At 53.1% G+C, this 22,619-nt stretch carries 18 protein-coding genes; 6 read left to right on the top strand and 12 right to left on the bottom strand.

All coding sequences use genetic code 11. The features are described from left to right. Positions 1–20 precede the first annotated feature (20 nt). The 6 genes from FYJ44_RS04245 to FYJ44_RS14995 all read left to right on the top strand — a co-directional run bounded on the left by FYJ44_RS04245 (position 21) and on the right by FYJ44_RS14995 (position 6,938). Positions 21–2,771 carry a hypothetical protein gene (locus tag FYJ44_RS04245; RefSeq protein ID WP_154509476.1) on the top strand — a complete coding sequence of 917 codons (2,751 nt, stop codon included), beginning with the start codon at positions 21–23 and terminating at the stop codon, positions 2,769–2,771. 74 nt (positions 2,772–2,845) lie between these two features. Next, entirely contained in the window at positions 2,846–3,190 is a 345-nt protein-coding gene (locus FYJ44_RS04240) for a DVU0772 family protein (protein WP_154509474.1), read from the top strand. Positions 3,191–3,546: 356 nt separating this feature from the next. Further along, positions 3,547–4,932: a tyrosine-type recombinase/integrase gene (locus FYJ44_RS04235; protein ID WP_154509472.1), complete on the top strand. Its 1,386-nt coding sequence runs from the start codon at positions 3,547–3,549 to the stop codon at positions 4,930–4,932. A gap of 720 nt (positions 4,933–5,652) precedes the next feature. After that, entirely contained in the window at positions 5,653–6,147 is a 495-nt protein-coding gene (locus FYJ44_RS15000) for a plasmid mobilization protein (protein WP_407643775.1), read from the top strand. Between the two features lie 72 nt (positions 6,148–6,219). Continuing rightward, positions 6,220–6,663 (top strand): IS1/IS1595 family N-terminal zinc-binding domain-containing protein, encoded by a 444-nt coding sequence (locus tag FYJ44_RS14580; RefSeq protein WP_229772490.1) that lies wholly within the window; start codon positions 6,220–6,222, stop codon positions 6,661–6,663. Continuing rightward, positions 6,567–6,938, top strand: coding sequence for an IS1 family transposase (locus tag FYJ44_RS14995; protein ID WP_407643774.1), 372 nt, complete (start codon positions 6,567–6,569; stop codon positions 6,936–6,938). The genes FYJ44_RS14580 and FYJ44_RS14995 overlap by 97 nt, the downstream gene beginning before the upstream one ends. Positions 6,939–7,068: 130 nt before the next feature. Here the strand turns inward: FYJ44_RS14995 and FYJ44_RS04225 are convergent, their stop codons facing one another. The 12 genes from FYJ44_RS04225 to FYJ44_RS04170 all read right to left on the bottom strand — a co-directional run bounded on the left by FYJ44_RS04225 (position 7,069) and on the right by FYJ44_RS04170 (position 22,618). After that, positions 7,069–7,941: a radical SAM protein gene (locus tag FYJ44_RS04225; protein WP_326833667.1), complete on the bottom strand. Its 873-nt coding sequence runs from the start codon at positions 7,939–7,941 to the stop codon at positions 7,069–7,071. Positions 7,942–8,044: 103 nt separating this feature from the next. Beyond that, on the bottom strand, positions 8,045–8,824 hold the full coding sequence (locus FYJ44_RS04220; RefSeq protein WP_195840949.1) for an FkbM family methyltransferase: 780 nt from the start codon (positions 8,822–8,824) through the stop codon (positions 8,045–8,047). A gap of 708 nt (positions 8,825–9,532) precedes the next feature. After that, positions 9,533–11,113 (bottom strand): class I SAM-dependent methyltransferase, encoded by a 1,581-nt coding sequence (locus FYJ44_RS04215; RefSeq protein ID WP_154509464.1) that lies wholly within the window; start codon positions 11,111–11,113, stop codon positions 9,533–9,535. Beyond that, complete coding sequence (gene wecB, locus FYJ44_RS04210; protein WP_154509462.1) at positions 11,114–12,220, bottom strand: non-hydrolyzing UDP-N-acetylglucosamine 2-epimerase; 1,107 nt, start codon at positions 12,218–12,220, stop codon at positions 11,114–11,116. A 3-nt stretch (positions 12,221–12,223) separates the two neighbouring features. Further along, a complete protein-coding gene (locus tag FYJ44_RS04205; protein WP_154509460.1) occupies positions 12,224–13,516 on the bottom strand; it encodes a radical SAM/SPASM domain-containing protein in 1,293 nt (430 codons plus the stop codon). A gap of 23 nt (positions 13,517–13,539) precedes the next feature. Next, the gene (locus FYJ44_RS04200; RefSeq protein WP_154509458.1) at positions 13,540–16,944 is read right to left on the bottom strand and encodes a heparinase II/III domain-containing protein; all 3,405 of its coding nucleotides are present in this window, start codon (positions 16,942–16,944) and stop codon (positions 13,540–13,542) included. Continuing rightward, positions 16,932–18,536 carry a methyltransferase domain-containing protein gene (locus FYJ44_RS14575; RefSeq protein WP_229772489.1) on the bottom strand — a complete coding sequence of 535 codons (1,605 nt, stop codon included), beginning with the start codon at positions 18,534–18,536 and terminating at the stop codon, positions 16,932–16,934. The genes FYJ44_RS04200 and FYJ44_RS14575 overlap by 13 nt, the downstream gene beginning before the upstream one ends. Position 18,537: 1 nt before the next feature. Further along, positions 18,538–19,830 carry a glycosyltransferase family 2 protein gene (locus FYJ44_RS04190; RefSeq protein WP_195840948.1) on the bottom strand — a complete coding sequence of 431 codons (1,293 nt, stop codon included), beginning with the start codon at positions 19,828–19,830 and terminating at the stop codon, positions 18,538–18,540. Beyond that, complete coding sequence (locus FYJ44_RS04185; RefSeq protein WP_154509454.1) at positions 19,823–20,494, bottom strand: LbetaH domain-containing protein; 672 nt, start codon at positions 20,492–20,494, stop codon at positions 19,823–19,825. The genes FYJ44_RS04190 and FYJ44_RS04185 overlap by 8 nt, the downstream gene beginning before the upstream one ends. Continuing rightward, positions 20,494–21,246, bottom strand: a complete 753-nt coding sequence (locus FYJ44_RS04180) for an SDR family NAD(P)-dependent oxidoreductase (RefSeq protein ID WP_229772488.1) — start codon at positions 21,244–21,246, stop codon at positions 20,494–20,496. Before FYJ44_RS04180 ends, FYJ44_RS04185 begins: the two co-directional genes overlap by 1 nt. Then, positions 21,243–21,464 (bottom strand): phosphopantetheine-binding protein, encoded by a 222-nt coding sequence (locus FYJ44_RS04175; RefSeq protein ID WP_154509452.1) that lies wholly within the window; start codon positions 21,462–21,464, stop codon positions 21,243–21,245. Before FYJ44_RS04175 ends, FYJ44_RS04180 begins: the two co-directional genes overlap by 4 nt. Beyond that, the gene (locus FYJ44_RS04170; protein WP_154509450.1) at positions 21,464–22,618 is read right to left on the bottom strand and encodes a 3-oxoacyl-ACP synthase III family protein; all 1,155 of its coding nucleotides are present in this window, start codon (positions 22,616–22,618) and stop codon (positions 21,464–21,466) included. Before FYJ44_RS04170 ends, FYJ44_RS04175 begins: the two co-directional genes overlap by 1 nt. Position 22,619 lies beyond the last annotated feature (1 nt).

Genomic DNA, 22,619 nt, shown 5'->3' with positions numbered 1-22,619 from the left:
GCTCATAAAGGACTTTATTGATGGCGCAGTTATCGCAGCTTCTGTCCCGCCTGCCCGAAGGCAAAGACGTGCACATGAGCACCATGGGCCATGTGCTCTGGGTCTGCTGGCACAACAATCTTACCCCGGCGGTAAGCCAGACCCTGCTCAACTACGGCGGCATGCTGGTGGGCGAGGAGCACGAACAGGCTCTCTGGTTCTTTTTTACCGACGACGTCTTTCTGGCCCTGGCCCGGCTTATGGTCTGGGGCAATTTCAACGAACTGGCCGTCAGCATCGAACTTTTTCCGGGCCGCCTGCAACTGAGCAGCAAGCGTACGGCCAGTCTTTCCCTGGACGGCGCGCTGCAGGCCCAGCAGATGCTGGTCCGGGACAGCCTGGAAGTCTGGGTGCATCCCAAGAGCCGGGAAGGGCGGAGCGCCCTGCCCGGCATTTCCTTTGAAAGCCGTCCTGCCCGTCAGGGCATGGCCTCCGTGGACTGGGCCACGCCGGTGGTGGACGTGCGCATGCCGTATTCCTCCACGCAGACCTGGTTCGCCATTCTGCATCCTCTGGGCAGCCCTCTGGACAAGGCCTTTCAGAGCGGCTGGAGCGCCATGTTCAAGCGTATCGAGGCGCTGCTGCAAAAGCACAAGATCAAGTCCATCGTGCACGAAACCTTTGTCATGGTGTCCGTGGACAATCTGCTGATGCTGCGCACCTTTCTGCGCGACTATCTGCGCAGTTTCGACAAGGAGAACAACGAACCCGGCACCTGCTGGCCCTGCGTCTGCGTGGTGGCGGACCGTAACAATCTCAATTTCAACACGGACCTGCCCAAAAAAATCGGCCTGCAATGGGACAATCTGATGCCGGATTTCCCATACATCAGCTATCGCAACGCCTATCTGCTGGGCGACGGCTTTACCGTGCGCGATCTGCGCTTTACCGGCGATCAGACCAGCATGGACAGCTGGTGCAATGTGCTGCTGGACGAAAACAGCATCAGCGTTCGCTCCATTCCCCTGCTCATGGCCGGGCATCTCACGGCGGGCAGCTCCGGGGCGGGCGGTTGCTTTTACTGCGGCATTCCCAGCCACACCGCGGCGGAGTGCCCCACGCGCACCTATTTTCCCAGCCGGCCGGAAACCTGGGAGGAAGTGGCGAGCCTGGACCTGGAGAACATCAACGACGCCTTCCGCCACATTGAGATGGTGCTGGGGCAGAAGGGGGCGGACGGCTACGAGGAACTGCTGGAAGGCAAGGACGACGCGGCCGTATTGATGCAGGCCGTGCTGGACATTAACGGCCCGAGCCAGTTGCGCAATGTGCCCCGGCACTGGCTCTATCGCCTGCGCGAACCGGACCCGGATGAGGAAAAACCCACCCGTGACGACAGCCCGGCCTGGGATTTGCTGGACCAGCTGTCCAGAGCCACGCCCGACGAACTGCCTGATCTGGACAAAAAAGTGGCCCAGAGCATCACGCGTCACCAGCGCGATCCGCGCTTGCGCATGGTGCGGGCCTTTCTGTTCATCCAGCGGAATGATTTCAGCCATGCCTCGGCCTGCTTTCGCGAAGCCGCCAGCCTGACCCCGGCCCCCACGCTCCAGGCCTGGAACGAATACCTCCAGGCCCGGCTTTCGGAAGAGCAGGGCCAGTACGGCACGGCCATCGAACAGTACGCCCAGGTCTGGCGGGTCATGCCCCAGTGGCGTGACGTGCAGTACCGGGGCATTGTCTGCCGGGTCAAGATGGGCTTCGCGGAGCAGGTGCTGGAGCAGATCACCAAGCTGGTCCGCGAGGATCCGTCATATTTCAACCGTGTACTCATCGATCCGGCCCTGGAGCGCGGGCGGCTGCTGATCCTTTCCTCGTTGTATGATCTCTGGGCCGAGGCCAAAAAGAACGCCGAGGAGGAGAGGGTCAAAATCAACGCCATGGAGGCGCGGCTCAACGACTGGTTCCCGGCGGACCATCCGGTACAGTTGAATCTCGGGCGCAAGATCCACACGCTGGAGGCGCTGAGCAACATCAATAACTATCTGGCTTTTCTTCAGGTGCTGGAGCAGCGTCCGCTTCTGGAAAAGGAACTGGAAGAGAGCATCGAGCGCGAGGTGGAGGAACTGAGAAACCGCTACAAGTATTATTTGGATGTGCTTCAGGAAATCCGCGACGAAGCCTCCTGGTTTCCCTTTCCGTCGGTGTTGCGTGACTTCAGCAGCGATTTCAACGAGAGCGCGGGCATCATCAACTGGGCCTTCGCCTGCAATTTCAATGAGGCTGAAACCTTCAAGCGCGCCCAGTCCACCACGCCCCGGATCAACGAATTGCTGCGCAATCTGAAAAAACGCCTCAAGTTTCTGCGTATGGTGCGCGACGGCACGCTTTTCGGCCTGACCATGGTCAAGACCTTCATCTGGGTGGAAATCGTGGGCCTGCTGCTCTGTTTCCTCGGCGTGCCCATTGTGGTTTTCTGGGGCGACAGTCTGCACCTGGGCTGGCTCAAAAACCTGCTGGGCGAAAACCAGTGGTCCATACAAAAGGTGCTGGCAGTTATCATCACCATTATCGCCATCGGCGTGGGGGCCTTGCGCACCACTCTGGTCTTTGACCGCAAGCGGGAAAAGCTTTTGGAGCAGGCCCGTGAGCAGCGGGAAAAGGCCCAGCAGATGCGTCTGGAGCGCATCCGCAGGCAGCGCGTGGCCGAGGCGGAAAAGGCCCGCCGCATACAGCAGGCCGAAAACGAGCGCGAGGTGCGCCGGCAGCTCAAGGAGCGCAGCAAGAATTGAGCGCTGCGGCGGGGACTTGTCAGATTTATCGATAAGCATTATTGATAAAGAAACACTTGCCGCTGGAGGTAGCTATGCCGAATCTGAAGGATTTCGCGCTCTATGATATAGATTGGAATCTCACGCCGGAGCACGCGGTGACCATGTATCTGGAATGGGGCAACAACGACTGGCACGCCGAATACCCGCCGGTGCGCTCCAAAGAGGACGTGGCCCACTATTTCGTGGTGGACAGCTGGCAGGATCCCCCGGTGGTGCGTCTGGTGCGGCGCAATTCCGAGCGGGCCGACGACCTGATCAGCGTGCCTCTGCCGGACGACCTGCTGCCGGATTACCGGCAGGCCCACGGCACGTGGCGCGGCATCAGCGAACCCACGCCGAAAATCAAGGCCTGGCTGAAAAGCGAGTTGGGACAATAGAGCAATTCATTTTGAAGTTGCCCAAGTAGTTTCAAGAAATCCAAACATGCCCAGTTGGCATGTAATTTCAGCATGTTAACTGGACATATTTGCTTTATATCACCCACCAAAATCCCCCTGAATCCGGAAAATCCGTTGGTAGACACGTTGGTAGTCTTTTGGTAGATCGGGGCTGTCAATGATGGCGTTTCCCAAGGCCGGACAGTGCAACCCCCGGCCCTGGGAAACCGGGAGGGACGGTCCCTCCCGCTACCGGCATATTTCTTGTAATTCCTTGTCGCAAAAGAATCTCTCAAGAATATGTTGGTAGCAGTCAGTCCAACCGTACCAAAAAACACCATACTGGAGGTGGGTGGATGAAGCTGACCGATACCTTCATACGGCATGTAACGGCCAACGGCAAGGTCCAGAAGCACTCGGACGGCGGCGGTTTGTTCCTCTACGTCACGCCTACTGGCAAAAAGTCATGGCGGCTGGCGTACCGCTTCGCGGGCAGACAGAAGCTTATTTCCCTTGGGCCGTATCCGTCCGTGAGCCTGCGTCAGGCACGGGAAAAACGGGAAGACGCCAAAAAGCTGCTGCGGGAGCATATTGACCCCAGCGAAGCACGGCGGCAAGCCAGAGAAGCGGCGGCGGAAGCGGCCCGCAATTCCTTTGAGGATGTGGCGCGGGAATGGTACGCCAAGTATTCAGGGCAGTGGACGAACGCTTACAAACAGGCGGTCATCCGTATTCTGGAAGAAAATCTTTTCCCTCACATCGGCAAGCGTCCTATCAATGCCATCACGCCGAAAGAACTGCTTGCCGCGATCCGGCGAGTGGAGGAACGGGGCGCGTTGACCATTGCCCACAAGGCGCTGCGCGATACCGGGCGGATTTTTCGTTATGCCGTCGTCACCGGCAGGGCGGAACATGACATTGCCGCCGATTTGCGAGGCGCTCTCGCGCCCACTGCCAATGGCCACCATGCGGCCATTACCGAACCCGCCGCCGTGGGTGAATTATTGAGTAAAGTTTACGCCTATGAGGGGAACTTTTTCATCTCCCGCGCCCTGCGTCTTGCGCCGCTGGTTTTCGTTCGCGCCAACGAGCTGATTCGCGCGGAATGGACGGAAATCGACCTTGAGGCGGCGGAATGGCGCATTCCGGCGGAACGGATGAAGATGAAGCAAATCCATATTGTGCCCCTCTCGCGTCAGGCCCTGGCGATTTTCCGGGAACTGCACAAGAAAAGCGGCGGGGGACAATTTGTCTTTCCGGGCAACCGGGCGGGAAACGACGGTCCCATGTACAGGGGAGGCCCGTTGCGTGTCCTGCGGCAAATAGGCTGCGCCACCGGCGAACATACCTTTCACGGCTTCCGGTCAATGGCGTCCACGCTTTTGAACGAGCTTGGGTATAACGCGGACTGGATAGAACGGCAGCTTGCCCACTGTGAACGCAACGGCGTCCGCGCCGCATACAATTATGCCGAGTACCTGCCGGAACGGCGGCGCATGGTTCAGGATTACGCCGACTATCTCGACAGACTGCGATTGTCATCTGACAGTGCCGGAGTGGAAAAACAGGCCGACGAGACGGAAGACATTTCCAGAGAGATGGACACCACTGTCGCCATCGGAAAGATAGACGAGAACGCCCAGATCACGGAAAAGGATACGGGCTGGAGCGAGGCATATCGGGAGAAGCTGCGAGCCGCCGGTTATGACGGCATGGACATTATGCGGGCATGGTACGGGTAGAAAGGGAATCCGGCCTGTGCGGAACATACGGCCGTTTTCGGGCCACTATCCGTCCGTAACGTAAAATCAAACAGCCTGGAATCTGACGGCGGGGTTGAGAACTTTTCCTGACCCCGCCGTCCCCTTTTTCTCTTCGCTGACACCTCTTCTTTCCCGCCGCTCTACTGAAAAGCGGCACTTCTCCGAGCCGGAATCGCAAGAAGGCGCGCCCTCCGACGAGCCCCGCATGAACCCATTCCCAGTCGCGCATCGCGCTGGGCTCTCCCTTAATTCCGTCCGGCGTATAGCCTTGTTCTCACTCCTTTACGGACCTTCCCGATTTATCCCCCTCCCTTTTTCAAGTGAACCTGTCCGCTTTCCACGCGGCACGGCGTGCGAACTTCCCTTATCGCTCCCGTCCATTCCATCGGACAGTCCGTCACTTTTGCCATGAAAATTCCCCGTCTTTCCTGAAGCCATTTCACAGGTCAATCCTCTCCTCTTGCGCGACAGGCGCATGGATTTTCATCCAGAGCCATATTCTGAACTACAATGGACGTTATTGAACGCATGATTACGAAATCATACAACTATGGACAATCACCATCTTTCAAAATGAACACTTATAAAATGTATGATGAATGTTCACGGAAATATAATATGGTCTTTTTGCTTTTTTATCTGGAAACCAACACAAAATTTCAGCTATGCTTGCCGTAAAAGAGAGAAGGAAGCGCGTGGATACACGCTGGAAAAAGAAATGAAGCGGTTTCAAACCGCGTCGGGTGTTCTTCCTTACAGGATGGTAGCTGTCTGACGCCAGCTACTATCCTGCCAAAGGCTTCGCCTCTGGACTCCCCCGGAGCGTTCGGCGCTTCGCTTCTCACGCTCTCAAAAAGGCGGAAAGACCATGAAGAAAAACAGCGGACGAGGCACAAGATTTCAGCACAGACGCACGGTGGCCTCACGGCGGCGGAAGACGAAAAACTGACCCGGCAAGCCGCGACAGCCGGAGTCTCCGTTTCCGAATACACGCGGCGACTGCTCTTCGGAGGCAGGCCCATCATCGCCAGAACGGACGATCAGACCATCCGGGAACTGCGACGGCTTGGGGGCCTGCTCAAGCATCATTGTACGGACATTCGGGTAGCGGGAAGAGCGAAAAGCCTGGAAGAAGTGAATCGGACGCTCCAGTCAATCCGGCGGACCATTGAGGCATTGAGCAAGACGGCATGATTCTGAAAAAATTGAGAGTTTTGACAAAAAGATAGATATAAGATATACTTAATCCTCTAAGAGGAGGTGGATATGTCAGTATGCAAAAATTGTAGTTCAACGCATATCGTCAAAAATGGTTTTGTTCGAAAGAAACAGCGCTATCGCTGCAAGGAATGTGGATTTAACTTTGTTGAAGGAGATGGTAGAACAAGTGATGCAATTGCCGCCAAAAAAGCAATGCTCATTCTTCTGTACTCTATGGGGAAAATTTCCTTCAATATGTTGGGGAAAATATTCAATATGTGGCCGTCTCAAGTATATCGATGGATAGTCAAGGAGGGAAAAAAATTACCTGAGCAATCGATTTCTGGAGAAATAAAAGAAATAGAATTTGATGAGATGTGGCATTTTATAGAAAGAAAAAAAACAAGCTTTGGATCATCAAAGCCGTTGATCGCGGCACAAGGAAAACTGTGGCCTGGGTGCTCGGTAATCGTGATGTTGCAACTTTCCGACGACTCTATGAAAAGTTGAAACATTTAACAAATTGCATATTTTATACTGTTCATTGGGTGGCATTTTCCGAGGTGTTACCATCGGAACGGCATATTGTTGGGAAAGCACATACGATTACAATTGAGCAAAATAACAGCAATACACGACATCATTTAGGAAGATTTACACGTAGAACAAAAGTTGTTTCTAAGAAAAAGAGCATGGTAGATTTGACGTTAAGGCTATGGCATTATGTAGCTGAGGGTTCTCTTTTTGGAAAGTACCAGGCCCAAGCTATATCTATCTTTAAGTAAAAACTCTCAAAATTTAGGCGAGGAAATTTTCAGAAAACCAAAGCCGCCATGATCGGCGGACTGGTGGACTATGTGCTTGCCCACAAGGACGAAGAAGGGAACCGGGACTTTTCCCGGCCGGGCGTCACGGTTATGCGGGAAAGTGTTCTACCCGCAATTCGTCAATGGCCTGTTGCCATTTGGGAGGGATGAAGGAAGGGGCGCATTTCATGTTCATTTCTGTGGCCAGGAATTGAAAAAATGCCGCTCCGAGCAATGTTTTCAGTGAAGGGCCAGCGCCATTCAGCTCCTGAAAGTTCAGGGAATACTGCACATTACTGATGCCGAGTTGTGCGCAAAACGCAAGAAAGGCCTTGATTTCCGCAGGGCTATTGTTCAGCTCAAAGATGATGTATTTGAGATGCACATCGTCGGGTATGAGCGCGCCGGACATGTATCGCTCAAGATTTTCGCAAACCTTGGCAAAGCCGTTGAGACCCTTTACCCATTCATAGGTGGATGGAGTTCCGCTGTCCAGGCTGACGTTGATGCCCCCGAGTCCCTCATGCAATAATGTCGCAATGGCGGGGGAAAAGCGCAGGCAACTGGTATGCACATACTGCCACCAGCCGTGTTCCCTGATCCACAGACTGGCCTCGTCAAAATCATGCAGGATGCTCGGTTCGCCTCCGCCCCAGCTGAAAAGGCACCGGGGGTGCAAGGCATGCTGCTCATGCAGGCTTTGCAGAACCGGCATGATGGGGTAGCCCTTGCCCTTGCCGCGCCACAAATTGCAATACACACATTTGCAGTTGCACAGATGCCGGTGCATATTGATGCTGACCGTCCGGAAAAGAATCCGTATATTGCCGGCGTTATTGTCTGCAATCTCCTTGAGTTCCGGGCAGTTGCGGCAGAGTTTGTCCTCGCTGGCCTGCAAGCGTTGAAAAGATTTTTCGATATGCGCCGCATAGGCCGCCATATCCAGCCTACCACCAATAAACGGAAAACGCGGCACTTCCACACCATGCACATCACAACAGGGTTGTACGGCTGTGGGTTCAAAATTGATGTCATGGACAAGACTGGAGCAGAAGTTCACCATGTGCATCTATCCGTAAAAGCATTCAACCATGGATTGGATAAGCGTACAAAATAGTATCTGTAAACACGCATGACGAGTGCGCGACATACAGCGCATAATTTTTAACAAGTTCATGAATAAAAAGAGGAATGTCAATCATATCTGACGGCTTGTGATACAGGCAGATAATGAGTTTTGGGTGATGTTTCACAATGGTTTGCCTGCTCCCTGCCAGGGCAAGCATTTCCGCGCCTTCCACATCAAGTTTGATGCAGTTTATCCGGCCAAGCCGATGCTCGCGCACAAAGTCGTCAACACTTGTCATCTGACACAGGATGGAATCTCCGGCATCGGGGTTGAGAACCATATGGGAGGAATCCCGCAGATTTTTGAAACAGACTTGTCCTGTGCTCTCGCCCAGCCCGGCGGTTTGCAGATGATATTGCGGGAAAGCCGCCAGTTTCTTCCTGGCAATGGCGGCCATAGCCGGAATGGGTTCAAAGCCGAATATGCTCCCTGTTTCTCCCACACTTTGCGCAAACTGCATCTGAGCGCCCACCATGTCCGACACGCCGCCATCCAGCATGATGTCCCCGTATTGGGGCCGCACCAGGGGATGATAATATTCCTGATGGGCGGAGAGCGGCAAATACCCGGCCTCGCCCATCGTCAAGGCCTTGATGCGCGCCGCGTACACCTCTCGGCTGGCCTCGTCCGCCAGAAGGCCATAGACTTTTTGCAGGCCGGCTTCGTTCTGGCCATAAAAATCCGGCAGGGCTTTCCGCGCGCCGAAGCCTCGCTTCCGCCCGGCGTACAGATACACGCCGCGCACGCCGCAGGCCGTCAGACAGCGGCAGAGCATCGCCGTTACCACGGCCCCCGACGGCCCCGGCTGGCAGAGAATCACTTTTTCCAGATTGGCGGCCCGCTCCACGCCCTGCAACCCGCAGACCGGAATGGCGACCATGCCACCGCTGGTGGAAAAGCGTATGTATTCCGGGTTATTGGCGGGAAGATCCGGCATGAGCAACAGGCGGACTTTGCTCCTGGGATGCTCTTCCAGAAAGGATGGCAAAAGAATGAGGTCTTCCCGCATGGCGATACAGCAAACATGGCCCGGAGAATCAGATATATCCCACGAGCGCAGCAAGGGGGCGGAGTGAATATGAGTCTTCAGAGTCATAAAAGTAGATAAAGCTTGAGGTTAATTTTACTATTTTGTATTAAAATATACAGCTTATCATTAAATGAGAACATGCTTATTATGTCACCTTCAGGCGTTATGTCTTTTTTTCTTTATATTGATTTAAAATTATTTTATTTTTTTGTATATAGTATAAACTTTTGTTTTTTATATAATATATCCTGTCATGAATAATTTCAGAATATTTGTCTATTCCTTGCAATAAAATATCATGTTTTACTATGAAAATAGTATCATATTTAGCATAATATTTATCCTTAAAAAGGCATAGTACAAGAATCATAAAAGATGATATAGTTATGCCTGCCCACCCCAGATAGATGGAGATTAGCACAGTATTCGCTCTTCCGGTTTGCGCAGCCGGAGGTTGATGAAATCCTTTTCCAAGTCTTCCCTAGGGTAACGGCCCAGTTTTTCCGCGAAACACTCGTAAAAATCCTCGTTAAAAGGACGTGTGGAATAGGTGCATTTGAGAATCTCAAAGCCCAGTTCACGCACCTTGTTCAGATAGTGCAGGTGCGTGAGCTTGTTGACCCAGGCGGGCGTGACGCCGCGCCGTCCGTCTTTATCCTTGTAAAAACGCATGAAAACGTCATCATCAAACAACAGATGCGGCCAAGGGAAAAAGACTTCCCTGTAGCGGTGCGAGGCCATGGGGCCGCGGTAGAGGTTGGCCGTCAAATACACCTGCCCTCCGGGTTTGAGCAGCGCAAACATGGCATCCAGCATGGCAAGCGGCTTTTGCACATGTTCCAGCACGGCAAAGGACATGATAAAGTCAAAGCTGCCCGGCGCGAACGGAGCATGTTCCGTCAAATCCACTTCCACAAGGCGTACGCTATCGCTCTGGCGTTCAGGCCATTCGGGGTATGTATTGACATCCACCCCCGTCACCCGGCAGTTGCCGCGCTCGGCCAGACGTACGGACGTTTCGCCGCGCCCGCAGCCGACTTCAAGGCAGTTTGCGCCTGTCATGTCGCCAAAGTGTTTTTGCAGATAGTCCACGCGGCTATCGGCTTGGGCGAACAGGCTTTTGGGAGAAATTTCGCGCGGCTGGGGAACAAGCGGCGTTTCCGCATATAGTTCATTCAGCGTCTGGAAAAGATAGCGATCATACACAAAGGGCGCGGCAAGCCCCCTGGCGGCCAGCTTCTGCGCCAGGGCATTGCGTGGCATTTCGGCCGGACGTTCGCGCAGATACAGGGCTATCTCGTCGCCAACGGACTTGCCGGCTTCTTTCAGCTCCGCAATTTTTGTGGCGCGTTTGCCCGCGTCGGCTTTCCGCTGAATCTGGATGATGCCCTTTTCGGCAAGTTCCGCCAGCAGCTCGGCATCGGGGGCGCGGCGAGGTTCGGAAGTATCGCAGAGGCAGCGCAGATAGGCGTCTTCCACTTCCATTTCCAAAAGAGAAAAATACGCGCCAAGTTTTTCGGCCAGACTGCTCGGCAGAAAAACCTGTTCGTGGTCAGGGTGAGGATGCAGGCCAAGGGGTACCGTCACCACCAGACGCCCGCCCGGTGCAAGCAGTTCGGCCATATGCGCAAGATGCCTGTCCAGCATATCGTCCGGCAGATGCTCCAGATATTCGCCGGCTACAATGGTGTCAAACAGCTCCCCGGGGGCAAAGTGCAGAAAGTCTTCGCGGACAAGCCTGATATTAGCCTGCGCTTCGGGCGCGGCTGTCGCCAGCTTTTCCGTGGCCCAGGCCAGGGCTTCCCTGTCCATGTCCACGCCGGTGACATTCAGGCCCCGATGCCCCAGAAGCCAGGGCAGAAGCGCCTGGGAGCAGCCCACATCCAGCACACGGCCGCGAGCCTGCTCGCACAGCCAGTCCGCGCGGCGGCGCGCGGCGTTCTGGCTCCAGGCATTGCCGGTATGCCCCATATAAAGCTCAAAACCGCGATCCATCTATTGCTCCTGAAAGTAACGTCGAAGAATGTTCACAATACGCCCGCTGGCCTGTCCGTCTCCATACGGATTAATAAAGGGGGGCTGACGGTTTTGGCTGCTGTTCAGCACAGCCTGCGTCTCGTTTACTATGGTTTCCGTCTCCGCGCCCACCAGTTTGGCCAGCCCCAGTTCCAGTCCCTCCTTGCGCTCGGTTTCATAGCGCAGCACCAGAACCGGCAGGCCGAAACTGGGCGCTTCTTCCTGAATGCCGCCGCTGTCGCTGAGAGCCAGAACGGCGTGTTGCATGACCAGCACCATTTCCGGATAGCTCAGGGGGGCTGTGAGGATGACGTTTGACAGCCCTGAAAGGGCCTGCCGCACGACCGTTCCCACATTGGGGTTGGGGTGTACCGGCAGAATGAAGTGGCAGGCGGGGTATTGCTCACTGAGGATGTGAACCGCCCGCAGAATTTGTTTCAGGCGCGAACCATGATTTTCCCGTCGGTGTACCGTGACCAGCACCAGGGGGCTGGCGAGCGCCGCCCCAAGCTGTTCCTTTGCCCTGGCAAGGGCTTCCGGCGTCAGGCATTGGAGGGCATCGATAACCGTATTGCCGGTAATGTGGATGACTTCTTCCGCTACCCCTTCGGCGCTAAGGGCCGCCCTTGCGGCCTGTGTGGGGGCAAAATGAAGGCTTGCCAGCCTCGCCAACATCTGACGCAGCGCTTCTTCCGGAAAAGGTTCATTCAAATCATAAGAACGAAGGCCCGCCTCCACATGAAAAACGGGAATATGGCGGTAAAAGGCGGCCAGAGCGCCGCAAAAGGCGCTCATGGTATCGCCCTGCACAATGACGCCCTGTGGCCCGGAGCTATCCAGAAACGCATCCAGTTCTCTCAGAAGCCTGCTCTGCAGGGCGGCAAGACTCTGGTTGGGACGCATGACATCCAGTCTTGCGTCGGCCCTGATGCCAAACCAGGCCAAGGTTTCACCGCAGAGCTGTTCATGCTGTCCGGTATTGCAGACAAGGGGCTGCATGCCAGGCTGGCTGGCAAACGCCTGAACAAGCGGAGCCAGTTTGATGGCCTCAGGTCTGGTGCCTACAATGATCACTATTTTTGCCATCGTTCAGTCTTGAAAAAAAGGTTCCACCCTTGGGCGCAATTGTGCATTAGCCGGGCAGATGACCAGTTTGGAAGGCTTGTAATAGGCATATTTTTCTTTCAGCGTTTGCAAAATCCGAGGACTAGCCTTTTGCATGGCAAAAATCACCAGAGGCAAAGGTTCTGTGAGGGTGGGCAGAAAGGCATCAGGGTGATGGACAGGGATACCGTCAATGTATTTTTGCCCAGCGTCTGCGGGAGTATCCATAAGTATGGCTACTGGTTCGCATTCCACGAAAAAGCTCTTGTAGGCACGGTAGGCCTCCCCCCCCCCCCAGAAAATCACTTTCTGGCCACGCAATTCTCTGGCCTGCCATGCGGCCATGCGGGCAAGCTCGTCAGCAGAAGGAAATGCGCTATAAGCTTGGCAGGTGTTGCATACAGGAATTTTATCTGGCCGCATAGCCCACCATGATTCATAGAAAAATCTAAATTTTTCACCGGTAAAAATTTCTTCCAAGCTATTTTTACGTAAATTTCCCAAAACAAAATCATCTTCTATGAACAAACAACAAGGAACGACATCAAGATTTTCTAATATGTAAATCCAAGATGCCGTTGTCCCTCCCCATACAACTGAACATGGTGAAGGCAGCTCCCACAGAGATTTGCCATTTGGGGGAATTGTTTTGTTCCAAGGAAATACATCACTCGCTTCAAAATGGCTTATGTGATTACGAGCCACAGTTTCCATAAATTTTTTTTGTTTTTGATCGGCATTGCGTACACCAAAAAGGTGTTCCATCTCATTGAGATATTTGAAATGAATTTTATTGCCGATCTCAGGTTGTAATTTCCCAATAGCTTCTATGTTTTGCATGAGACCAGAGAAAAGCGGCGCGCCATGTATTTTATGATAATCATCCTCTGTATAACCGTAACATGAAACATAAATGTCATCCAAACCAGCTTTGAAAAGTTCTGCAAGCCAGCTCTGACCATGAAAAATATTGAATGTTGTTAATGTATGAACTGTGCATTCAGGCCATGCATTTTTTATAATAGCTACGCGTTCCGGTAAATTTTCAAGCATGAAAACTTCACCGGATCCTAATAGCCAGACTCCACCTTTATAATCAGGAAATATATCAAGTACAAAATGCAAGTCTTCCATTGACATGGTCTGATGTTGATGCCCTTTTTGTGCTTTTGCACACATAACGCATTTGTTTGGGCAAAGGCTTGTCTGCCGTAGATCAATACCATTAAATACTTTGTAGACAGAGTTATATCCAAAATTTGGCAAAGGAAAATTCATTGCAAAGCCTTCTTGTTGTTCGTTCAGATAGCAAATTTCTCGATTTGTTCGTTTTTATCAAACTGTAAGTGAATTATGTTACTATATCTTTGTAACATTATACACGATCCAACAAGTGAAAATAGCGTCTCAAATTTCGTTGAACCTCCTTTATGATGTATGCCCAATGTCCAAGCTGACTCAAGTTTATCGCTGCTTTCTACCGCTTGCCAACCCTGAAGGCGCGGAGCAAATTCACCTTTATGTAAACTTTGCTTGTTTGCTTGAAAACTATGACAATGCAACAGTGTACTGTCCGGCAACTTCATTATGGTGAGTCCGGCATGGCGCTCAGCAACATCAAGGCTGTGATCAAAATGAAACCACTGTGAAAAACTGCTTTCTTTTTCACTGTTGTTCATAGGAGCAAGTTCATCCAGAACCAACAGCCAACGTCCGGGTGAAAAAATCAGTTTTCGTATTTGAAGGAATCCCTCGGGTCTTTGCCATTGTCCTTCCAAAATCCAGTGGAGTTTTGAAAGCTGTCGCCCTTGCAAAGGCAATATCCCATAAGGTGTAATGCGTCGTGACCATGTTTGGCCATTGATTTCCACCACATTATGGGCATGGGCGGACTCCGCATAAACGCAATTTGGGCTAGAATAATAAAAGCCTTTTTCCCAAAGAGGGCCGGAATGAAGAACTCCTTTGTAGCTGGACTGCATGCCGGAATCCACAAGCAAATTTTGTTTTCCTTCACTCCAGATAAAGCTCAAATCATCACAATGCTTGTGGACTATAGAATGAAATGCACCACACATGGTTAAAAATGAGGTTTTTTCCGGCTTGGCATGGCCTGATTGAATACGCAAAAAAGCATACCCGGACTCTGAAAGAAGAGTAATATCCTGTAAAGGATCGCAGGAAGATATGGCTTGGGCAACAACAGGTTTTATGAGGGGGTAAAGCTTGGGTTCTGTGTCTCCAAATTCCACAAGATTGCCATCTGGTTTAATAAAACAGGCCAGACAATTGCGCATCTTACATTCATAATTTTTTAGTGTACATGGAGTCCCAGCTAGGAGAGCCTGTGCCATATCCAGCATGCAAACCATGAAGGCCTGGTAACTAGGGGAATGTTCCTTCCACATGCCATCGTCTGTGGCAAGAGTTGTGAACATCCTGTGCAGGCGCCAAGAGGCAAGGTGTGCGGCCTCCTGCATGCAATCAAGAAATTGCATTCCACGACAGAAGGCAAGCAGGCTAACCATCTGGATGATACCATGATTAGACTGTTTCTGTAAAAAATGTTCAGCACAGAGAATGAGAAAATGATCTATTGCTGAACGAAAAATTTTTTCAATGAATTCATCTGAATATTCTGGTAATGGCAAAATACGCAACAATATATAGGCCATAAAGTCAAGTCTTAATCCAGTAGCTGTATCATGCCAGACCATCCATCGTGTATGTCTGTCCCAGGCATATGAGCACGATGAAAACCCATAAGCATCAATCCAACGTTCAATTTCGCGGCTTAATCTCTGTAAAGCGGTACTGTCGCCGTAATTTGTATCTGTTTGAAGTTCGTGCAGCAGATAGGTAAAAGACTGAAAAGGATAGGGGTGAATATGCGAAGGATAGCGAGGCGGAAACTCCGGACTCGCTTTCGGTGTACGTACTTGCGAAATAGGTGTAAACTGTAACATGAAGATGGCTTCCTTAAGCCAGTCCAGGTTTTGTGCGACAAAATTGCTACGATAGCTTGGCCAGTCTTGAAAATCAGGCAGGAAGTACCGTATGGGGGCGGCACTGGCGTCCAGAAGGATTCTTGCAGCATTGCTTGCCAGTAACGGCGCGCTCAACATCAGGGCAGAATCTGCACCGGCGTTTCTGGGTACGCAAATCATCCACCAGGCGGGATCGCCCGTGGCCTTGTCATCCGCCTTGAATATCCGTGTATAAAAGTATGGTTTGAACGCTTCTTCCCAGTCCTTACGGCCAAAACGGCGAAAATCGCCAATGCCGTAGGTATCCAGCTTTTCCTTGCCGTACCAGGAAATCTGTTCCGCCTCGTCTGTTATTTCGCGGCCATAATCGGCGTTTTCAAGGCAATCGGAACAGAGCAGAAGGCCGCCGGGGCGCAGCACACGGGCAATTTCCTTCAACGCGGCATCCAGATTTTTGACATGACGAAACACTTCACTGGCCAGCACAATATCAAAGGAATTGTCCGCCAGTTCGGGCATGTTCTGAATATCGACCTGAATATTGCATCCCGGCAGAATATTGAGCGTGGTTACGCGCGGCTGGTACATGCGGCGTAGCACTAATTTTTCCGGGCGACCGGGCGCGATGTGCAGGATGTCACGCTGATGGAAAAGTTGGGGTCCAAAGGCTCCGTTATAGAGAAGATCTACAAGAGTACGATGACGTTCTACAGAGCCGCAGAAGGGACAACGGCGCTTGTAATTGCTATTGTAGTTTTGAAAATGGCTGACCGGCTCGTAGCAGATGGGACAATGTTCGACAATAAGGCTGGCGTCCACGCGTTTCTGGGCGCAACGCACATCTTCGTTTTTAGCTAGCTTGCCAAGTGCGATAATTTCATATTTCGTTTTGAGAAAGCCAAGAAGTCGTTCAAAAAGTTCAAGGCTGGCATCGTTGGGAATGGCAAAAAAGCCCCCGTCATCCATTCCCCAGAAAGACCAAGAGTGCATGATCAGGGTAGCAACAGCATCGTCACCATGCCGTTTGAACCAAGAGTCCAGAAAAGTCTCATGCCGTCGCAGGTTTTCTTCAATGTCAGGCGTGAGAAAGCAGCGGTGATTGAAGTTCCAGGGAATCAGCGGCCCTGCGTTTTGAAAGTAGGGAACAAACGGCACGGGTATTTCCAGCAGACCATTGGAAAAACGGAAAAGCCCACGGAGCCCTAAGCGCAGGGGATCACGTTTGCAGGACAGGGAATAGCTGGCATCAAGGGTAAAACCGGCATTTTTAAGTGAGTCCAGATACGGCGCGCTTAATTCATAGCCTCGGCTGCGGTGCGCCAGTGGTGCGGAACCCGTGACCCGCGTATGGCAGTCAACCAGATATTCCACCATACGGTCTGCCTGTTGCCGTGAGACATTGCCGATGCGCACGGCATCGGGATTGTAATTACCAAAGAGCTTTTTCCCCAGATACTCAACATGGCAATGCGGTTGCAAATCGTGACCGCGCCGGCGTATTTCACGCGCCACATTCAGAAATTCTTCTCCGTATACCTCGCTTTCGGGATAATCGACAAAAAACGTCAGAGCTAGGTCGTGGCGGTCGGCAATGTCCATCATTTTGCCGATGCCGTGTTCACGGTTCTGTTGCCGTCCCCAAATCAAGCGATCGATATGATGATCTTTGGCACGAAAATCATGAGCCTCCACATCCACGGTAATGGCTATGCGACGCAAGGGGCATACCTCTCTTTTTGGGGTGTGCAGGCCAGCCACCAAGCGGGTGAACCTGTGGCTTTGTCATCAACTTTGAAGAGCCGTGTGTAGAAATAGGGTTTGAACGCCTCTTCCCAGTCTTTACGGCCAAAGCGGCGAAAATCGCCAATGCCGTAGGTATCCAGCTTTTCCTTGCCGTACCAGGAAATCTGTTCCGCCTCGTCTGTTATTTCGCGGCCGTAATCGGCGTTTTCAAGGCAATCGGAACAGAGCAGAAGGCCGCCGGGGCGCAGCACACGGGCAATTTCCTTCAACGCGGCATCCAGATTTTTGACATGACGAAACACTTCACTGGCCAGCACAATATCAAAGGAATTGTCCGCCACTTCAGGCATATTCTGAATGTCAGCCTGGATGTCGCAACCGGGCTGAATATTCAATGTATTAACGCGGCATTCAAACATACGTCGTAAAAGCAGGCGTTCGGGCCACCCCGGTGCTATATGCAAAATATCTTTACCGGTAAAAACATGAGGCCCCAAAGCACCGGCATAGACAAGATCCACCAGGGTACGCTGGCGTTCCACAGACTTGCAGAATGGACATTGGCGTTTTGGCGCGTTATTGTAGTCCTGAAAATGAATGACTGGTTCGTAGCAGACCGGGCAATGGCCTGTTACTTCCAGCGGACTGACTTCTTCAAGGCGCGTATCCGAGTTTTCGTTTTTTGCCAGTTCCCCAAGATTCACAATTTCAAAATTGTCTTTGAGCATAAACAGCAAAGCATCAAAAAGCTCTTCATAGCCCTCAAGGGGCATACTCATATGACCTTTTGCATCCATCTGCCAGAACGACCACGAATGCATAACCAAAGTGGCGATGGCGTCGTCGCCGTGCCGCTTGAACCATGTATCCAGAAATTTTTTGTGCAAGACCACATTCTTGGCTACTGAAGAGCGCAGAAATCCCTTGAAGTTAAAATTCCAGGCCACTAGGTGGTTGGCTTTTTGAAAATAGGGAATAAGCGGAACAGGAATTTCCCAGAGGCCGTTCTGCCACATGAAGGGGCCGCGCAGACCAAGGTTGAAAGGGTTTTCCGGGCAGAACAGATTGTAACTGGCATCCAGACGGATGCCGCTTTGCTTGAGTGCATCCAGATAATGGGGGCCGATAAGATAGGCCCCGCTGCGGTACGCCGGGGGAAATGTTCCGGTGATGTCGACGTGCCGCTTCACACAGGCATCTACAATGGCCCGGGATTGTTCCGGCGTGGCTGTGGGCAGGCGAACGGCCCACATACCGTCCAGACCGAACAGTCGTTTCATCAGATATTCCGCATGGCAGTGCGGCTCCAGGTCATGCCCCCGGCGGTGGATCTCCCTCCCCACGTCCAACAAGTCCTCGCCGTACAGCTCGGCTTCGGGGTAATCCAGAAAAAAGGTCATGGGTACGCCGTGGCGATCGGCAATATCCATCATGGTCTGGATACCCGCCTCGTGTCCGTTCTGCCGTCCCCAGATCAGGCGATTGACATGATCCTGCGCCGCCCGGATGGGATGGGCTTCCACGTCTACGGTCAGGGCCACACGGCGTTTTTGTGAGGCGTTATTCATGTCAGTTTGCCTTCCTGGTAATATCAATATCCGGGGCCATGATGGCCGTGATTGCCCGCGCCAGTTGAGCGTTACCTAGAAGCAGAGCCAGAGCGGCGTCATCGGAAAGGTTGCTTGCAAGTTCTTCGCGATCAAGTTCGGACTTTGCCAGGCGTAAGCCAAGGCGCATACCGCACTGGGCAATGCGTCGGCAGGTTGTGGGCGTAAAGTCCCGGCAGAGCCACTCGCGCACGGCAAGCTTCAAGGCCCCCAGAAGGGAGGGATCAGGCAGGCAGGGAAAAAACGAACTTCCCAGGGCATGGATACGTAACAGATCCTCAACCCATCCATGAAGCTTGGTCGTGTTATCCGCAAGGGAAACACACAGGGCATGATGTAGTTGTTTGCGGCTGAGATTGGTCAGAATGTTTTCCTCGAGCCAGGCGCATGGACTATGTTCCTGCTCCAAGACTTGCCTGAGTTCGGCCTCAGCCATGAGGGAAAGATGCCCTGTCTGGATGACTAGGCGGCGTCGGCAATAGGCGAGGAACGCATCCAGATGATTCGGGGCGTGTCGCTCTACCTGTCTGGTAAGCTTTTCCTCCAGCAACAGAAGCGCATCCACCTGACGGGCATACAGCCATGCGGGACGATGGGGGCGCATCCTGTATTCATACATCAGCTCGTTACAGGCCGTATAGCTTTGCGCGTATAAAAGAAAGAGCAAACCAAGGAACTTGACATCAAAATAGCGCACTGTAATGTCAGGCGCGGCGGTCAGCACGGCCTTGGCCAGGCGGGCCGAGAAGAACTTGTTCCAGAGTATGGCGGGCGGATAGGCCTGGGCCATAAAGGTGCTGAAAATTTCACTGCCTGTCAGATGTCCGGCCACCGGTTCTGTCCAGGGTAACGGCTTTTGTATGGTGTCGCCGGGCATCACCCCGCATGCCTTGCCGTGCAGAATATCCGGCTTTTCTCGTTCCATAATGACCAGAGCGGCCTGAATATTGGCGTTGGGCGGTACAATGTCATCCGCATCCATGCACCAGACAACAGGCGCGCTGGCCAGAGCCAGCCCCTTCAAGCGCGACCTGTACGAAAACATCTGTTCCTTATTGCACACTATCTCCACAGGCTGATTGTTACGTCTGCTCCAATCCTCCACACGGGTTATTGTGTTGTCTTCCGAAGCGTCGTCAATCAACACAAATTGCATGGAAATATTCTGGGCCAGCAGACTATCCAGCATGGCGCACACGCAATGAGCGCAGTTACGCATGGGGATAACGACCGAAAGGCGAGGCGTGTCAGACACGGCTACCCCCTTCCGCTTTTACCGATGGATAGCGTTTTTCTATCAGTGCCGGATTTCCGGTCATCAGGCAGTGATCCTTGCAGCCCTTGTAGACAACTGTACCCGGAGCAAAAACATTCCAGTTGCCCACCTTTACGTGTTCCAGAAAGAGACACCATGGAGCCACCTGATTGGCGTCGCCCAGCCTGACATGACCCGAAATGCCGGTATGAAGATTGAAGGTGTTGCCGTCGCCAACGACAGCATCATGACCAACAATCACACCGCCGTTGAAGAAATTGGCATTACCTATGCTTGCATTTGCCTGCACGGCACAATCCCGCTGAAAGATGTTGGCCTCCCCCACCGTGGCTGAGGGGCAGACATATACATTGGGATGCCGCAATGTATAAAAGCTGGCCTTGAGAGCCTTGAGCCAAGTATACACGGCCAGCCGCAATGCGGGCTTGCCTATGCCAATAACAAACAGATCGTCATGAGCCGGCTGGTAGTCCTCTGAACTGCCAAGAGAAAACCGGGCCAGCTCGCAGAGCTGCCCCGCATAGCCCTGCCAGGCCAGAAACCCCTTGAAGGGGGGCGTCGCCGCATCCGCCTCCCGTGCCACCCGCAAGAGCCAGTAACATTCCCGCGCAGCGCCGGAATTGCCGACAATAACCACCCCCATCAGTAGCACCCTCCGCCCAGCACGAAATTCTGGCCGGTGATCCAGCGTGCCTTGTCTGAAAGAAGAAAGGCCGCCATCCAGGCGACGTCCTCCGGTTCGCCAAAACCCAGTGGATAACGGGCTTTCTCTTTTGTTTCGTAGCTTTCACCCATATGTTCTATGGCCATATCCAGCATGGGCGTGCGTACCCAGCCAGGCGCAAGACAGTGCACTCGCAAGCCTTTATGCGCCATTTCCTGACTGACTGTTTTCATGGCTGTGGCCAGAGCGGCCTTGGCGGCTCCGTAGAGACAATGTCCTTTCTCCGGATAGACCGCTGAAGCCGAGGAGAGAAAAAGCATGGCTCCCCCTCTGGCAAAATTGCGCCTGTCCGAAAAGCCCTTGGCGATCTGCATGGGCACAAGAAAATTCAGCTCAAGGTGACTTTTGGCCTCAGCCAGCTCAAAGTAGGAGATACTGTCCAAACGACCTTCACCGGCGGCATGAATCAGGCCCCAAAGCCTGCCGTATTTCTGCCGCAAACCGGCAACCCATCGCGGCAGGGACTCAAGGTCGGCCACCAGGTCCCTGACCTCATTATGCCAGTGCGCAGGGCTTGCACACCGAGCCTGCGAGGCTGCCAGACGTTCCTCATTGCGCCCGCCTGCTATCACACTGGCCCCAAGCTGGTTGCACAGCATGGCGCAGGCCCGGCCTATGCCGGAGCTGGCCCCGGTAACAAGGATATACTGCTCCCGTGAAAACAGGGTCATGCTTTTCCTGCCAGAGCGAGCAAATCCCGCACTGTGCGGCACTTGGCAATTTCGTCTGAAGAGAGCCGGATTCCCAGTTTACGGTCAAAGAACGCCGCCATGCCCGATTGAGAAAGGGAATCCCACTCTTCAAGCTCGGTCAGGATTGTTCCGGCACACAAGGGGACATCGCACTGCAATACGTCCTGCCATTCCAGTAAAAGTTCTTTAATCTCCATCAACTGTCCTCCTTGCCGCAAAAAATTTTTTGCCAATGGGCCAGGTAGTCGGCATTATACGTTTCTGACGCATTGCCCTGGTAATCTGTCACTGGCCCCACATGCAGGCCCGCTATTGGAACGAGGCAGGACGCCCATGAAAGTCCTACGCCAAAACCACAGAGGAGCATCCGCCCACGCGCCTGTCTGCTTCCGCCCAGCCGGTCGCAAATGCTTGCCGGGATGGAGGCACAGGCCAGATTGCCGTAGCGGCTGAAAGTTTCGCTCCAGACTTTTGAAAGGGGAAAACCCGCCTTGTCGGTTACACTTTCCACTATCTGACCGTTGGCCTGATGTAAAAAGAGATAATCAATCTGCGCGGGGCTGACCTTGGCGGATTCCATAAAGCTTTTGATGTGGTCAGGCACCACCTGCAAACTGAAATCAAAAATCTTGCGTCCATTCATATAGGGCTGGAGCATCCGCCAGGGATTTCCGTCAGCGTCAAATATGTCCTCATAGAGTTCAGCATCGTTAGTCCGATCAAGCGAGAGGGGACGGCGCGCGCGTCCGGCGGGCATGGCGATCAGTTCATGGCCGCTGCCGTCCGTGCCCAGCGCAAAGGCAATATCCGAAGCGGATGTTTCATGCAGCAGAAGTGAGGCCGTCCCGCAGTCGCCAAATATCGGGCTTACCACCCGGTTGGCGGGATTGCGCGGAGGAAAGACGTCTCCCACCAGCAAAAGCAGCTTTTTGCAGGCCCCGGAAGATATGAGGCTGGCCGCCATCCAGAGCCCATAGACATAGCCGGAGCAGCCCTGACTGAGATCGATGGCCGCGCATTCCCGCGACAACCCCAGTCTGTCCTGCAGAACACAGGATGTGGCGGGCATCTGATAGTCCGGCGTCTGGCTCAGAAAAAGCAGAGCATCAATCTCTTCACGCCGTATGCCGGTGCTGTCCAGGAGTTCGCTTGCCGCCTGAAAGCACAAATCCGAAGCGGTCACGCCTTCCGGGCAGATACGACGGGTATTCAGACCTATGGCCCTGCGCAGGCGTTCAACCTTCTTGCGATTTCCGCCGTAATATTCCAGCTCATCCATAATGGAAACTTCGTTGGGCGGCACACAGGCGTGTACCGCAGCTAGGCGAACATGGGAAAATGTGCAGAACATC

This window comes from Desulfovibrio porci (assembly GCF_009696265.1).
Taxonomy (GTDB): Bacteria; Desulfobacterota; Desulfovibrionia; order Desulfovibrionales; family Desulfovibrionaceae; genus Desulfovibrio; species Desulfovibrio porci.
The sequence above is the reverse complement of the archived record's forward strand: the minus strand, read 5'-3'. Positions and strand labels throughout refer to the sequence as shown.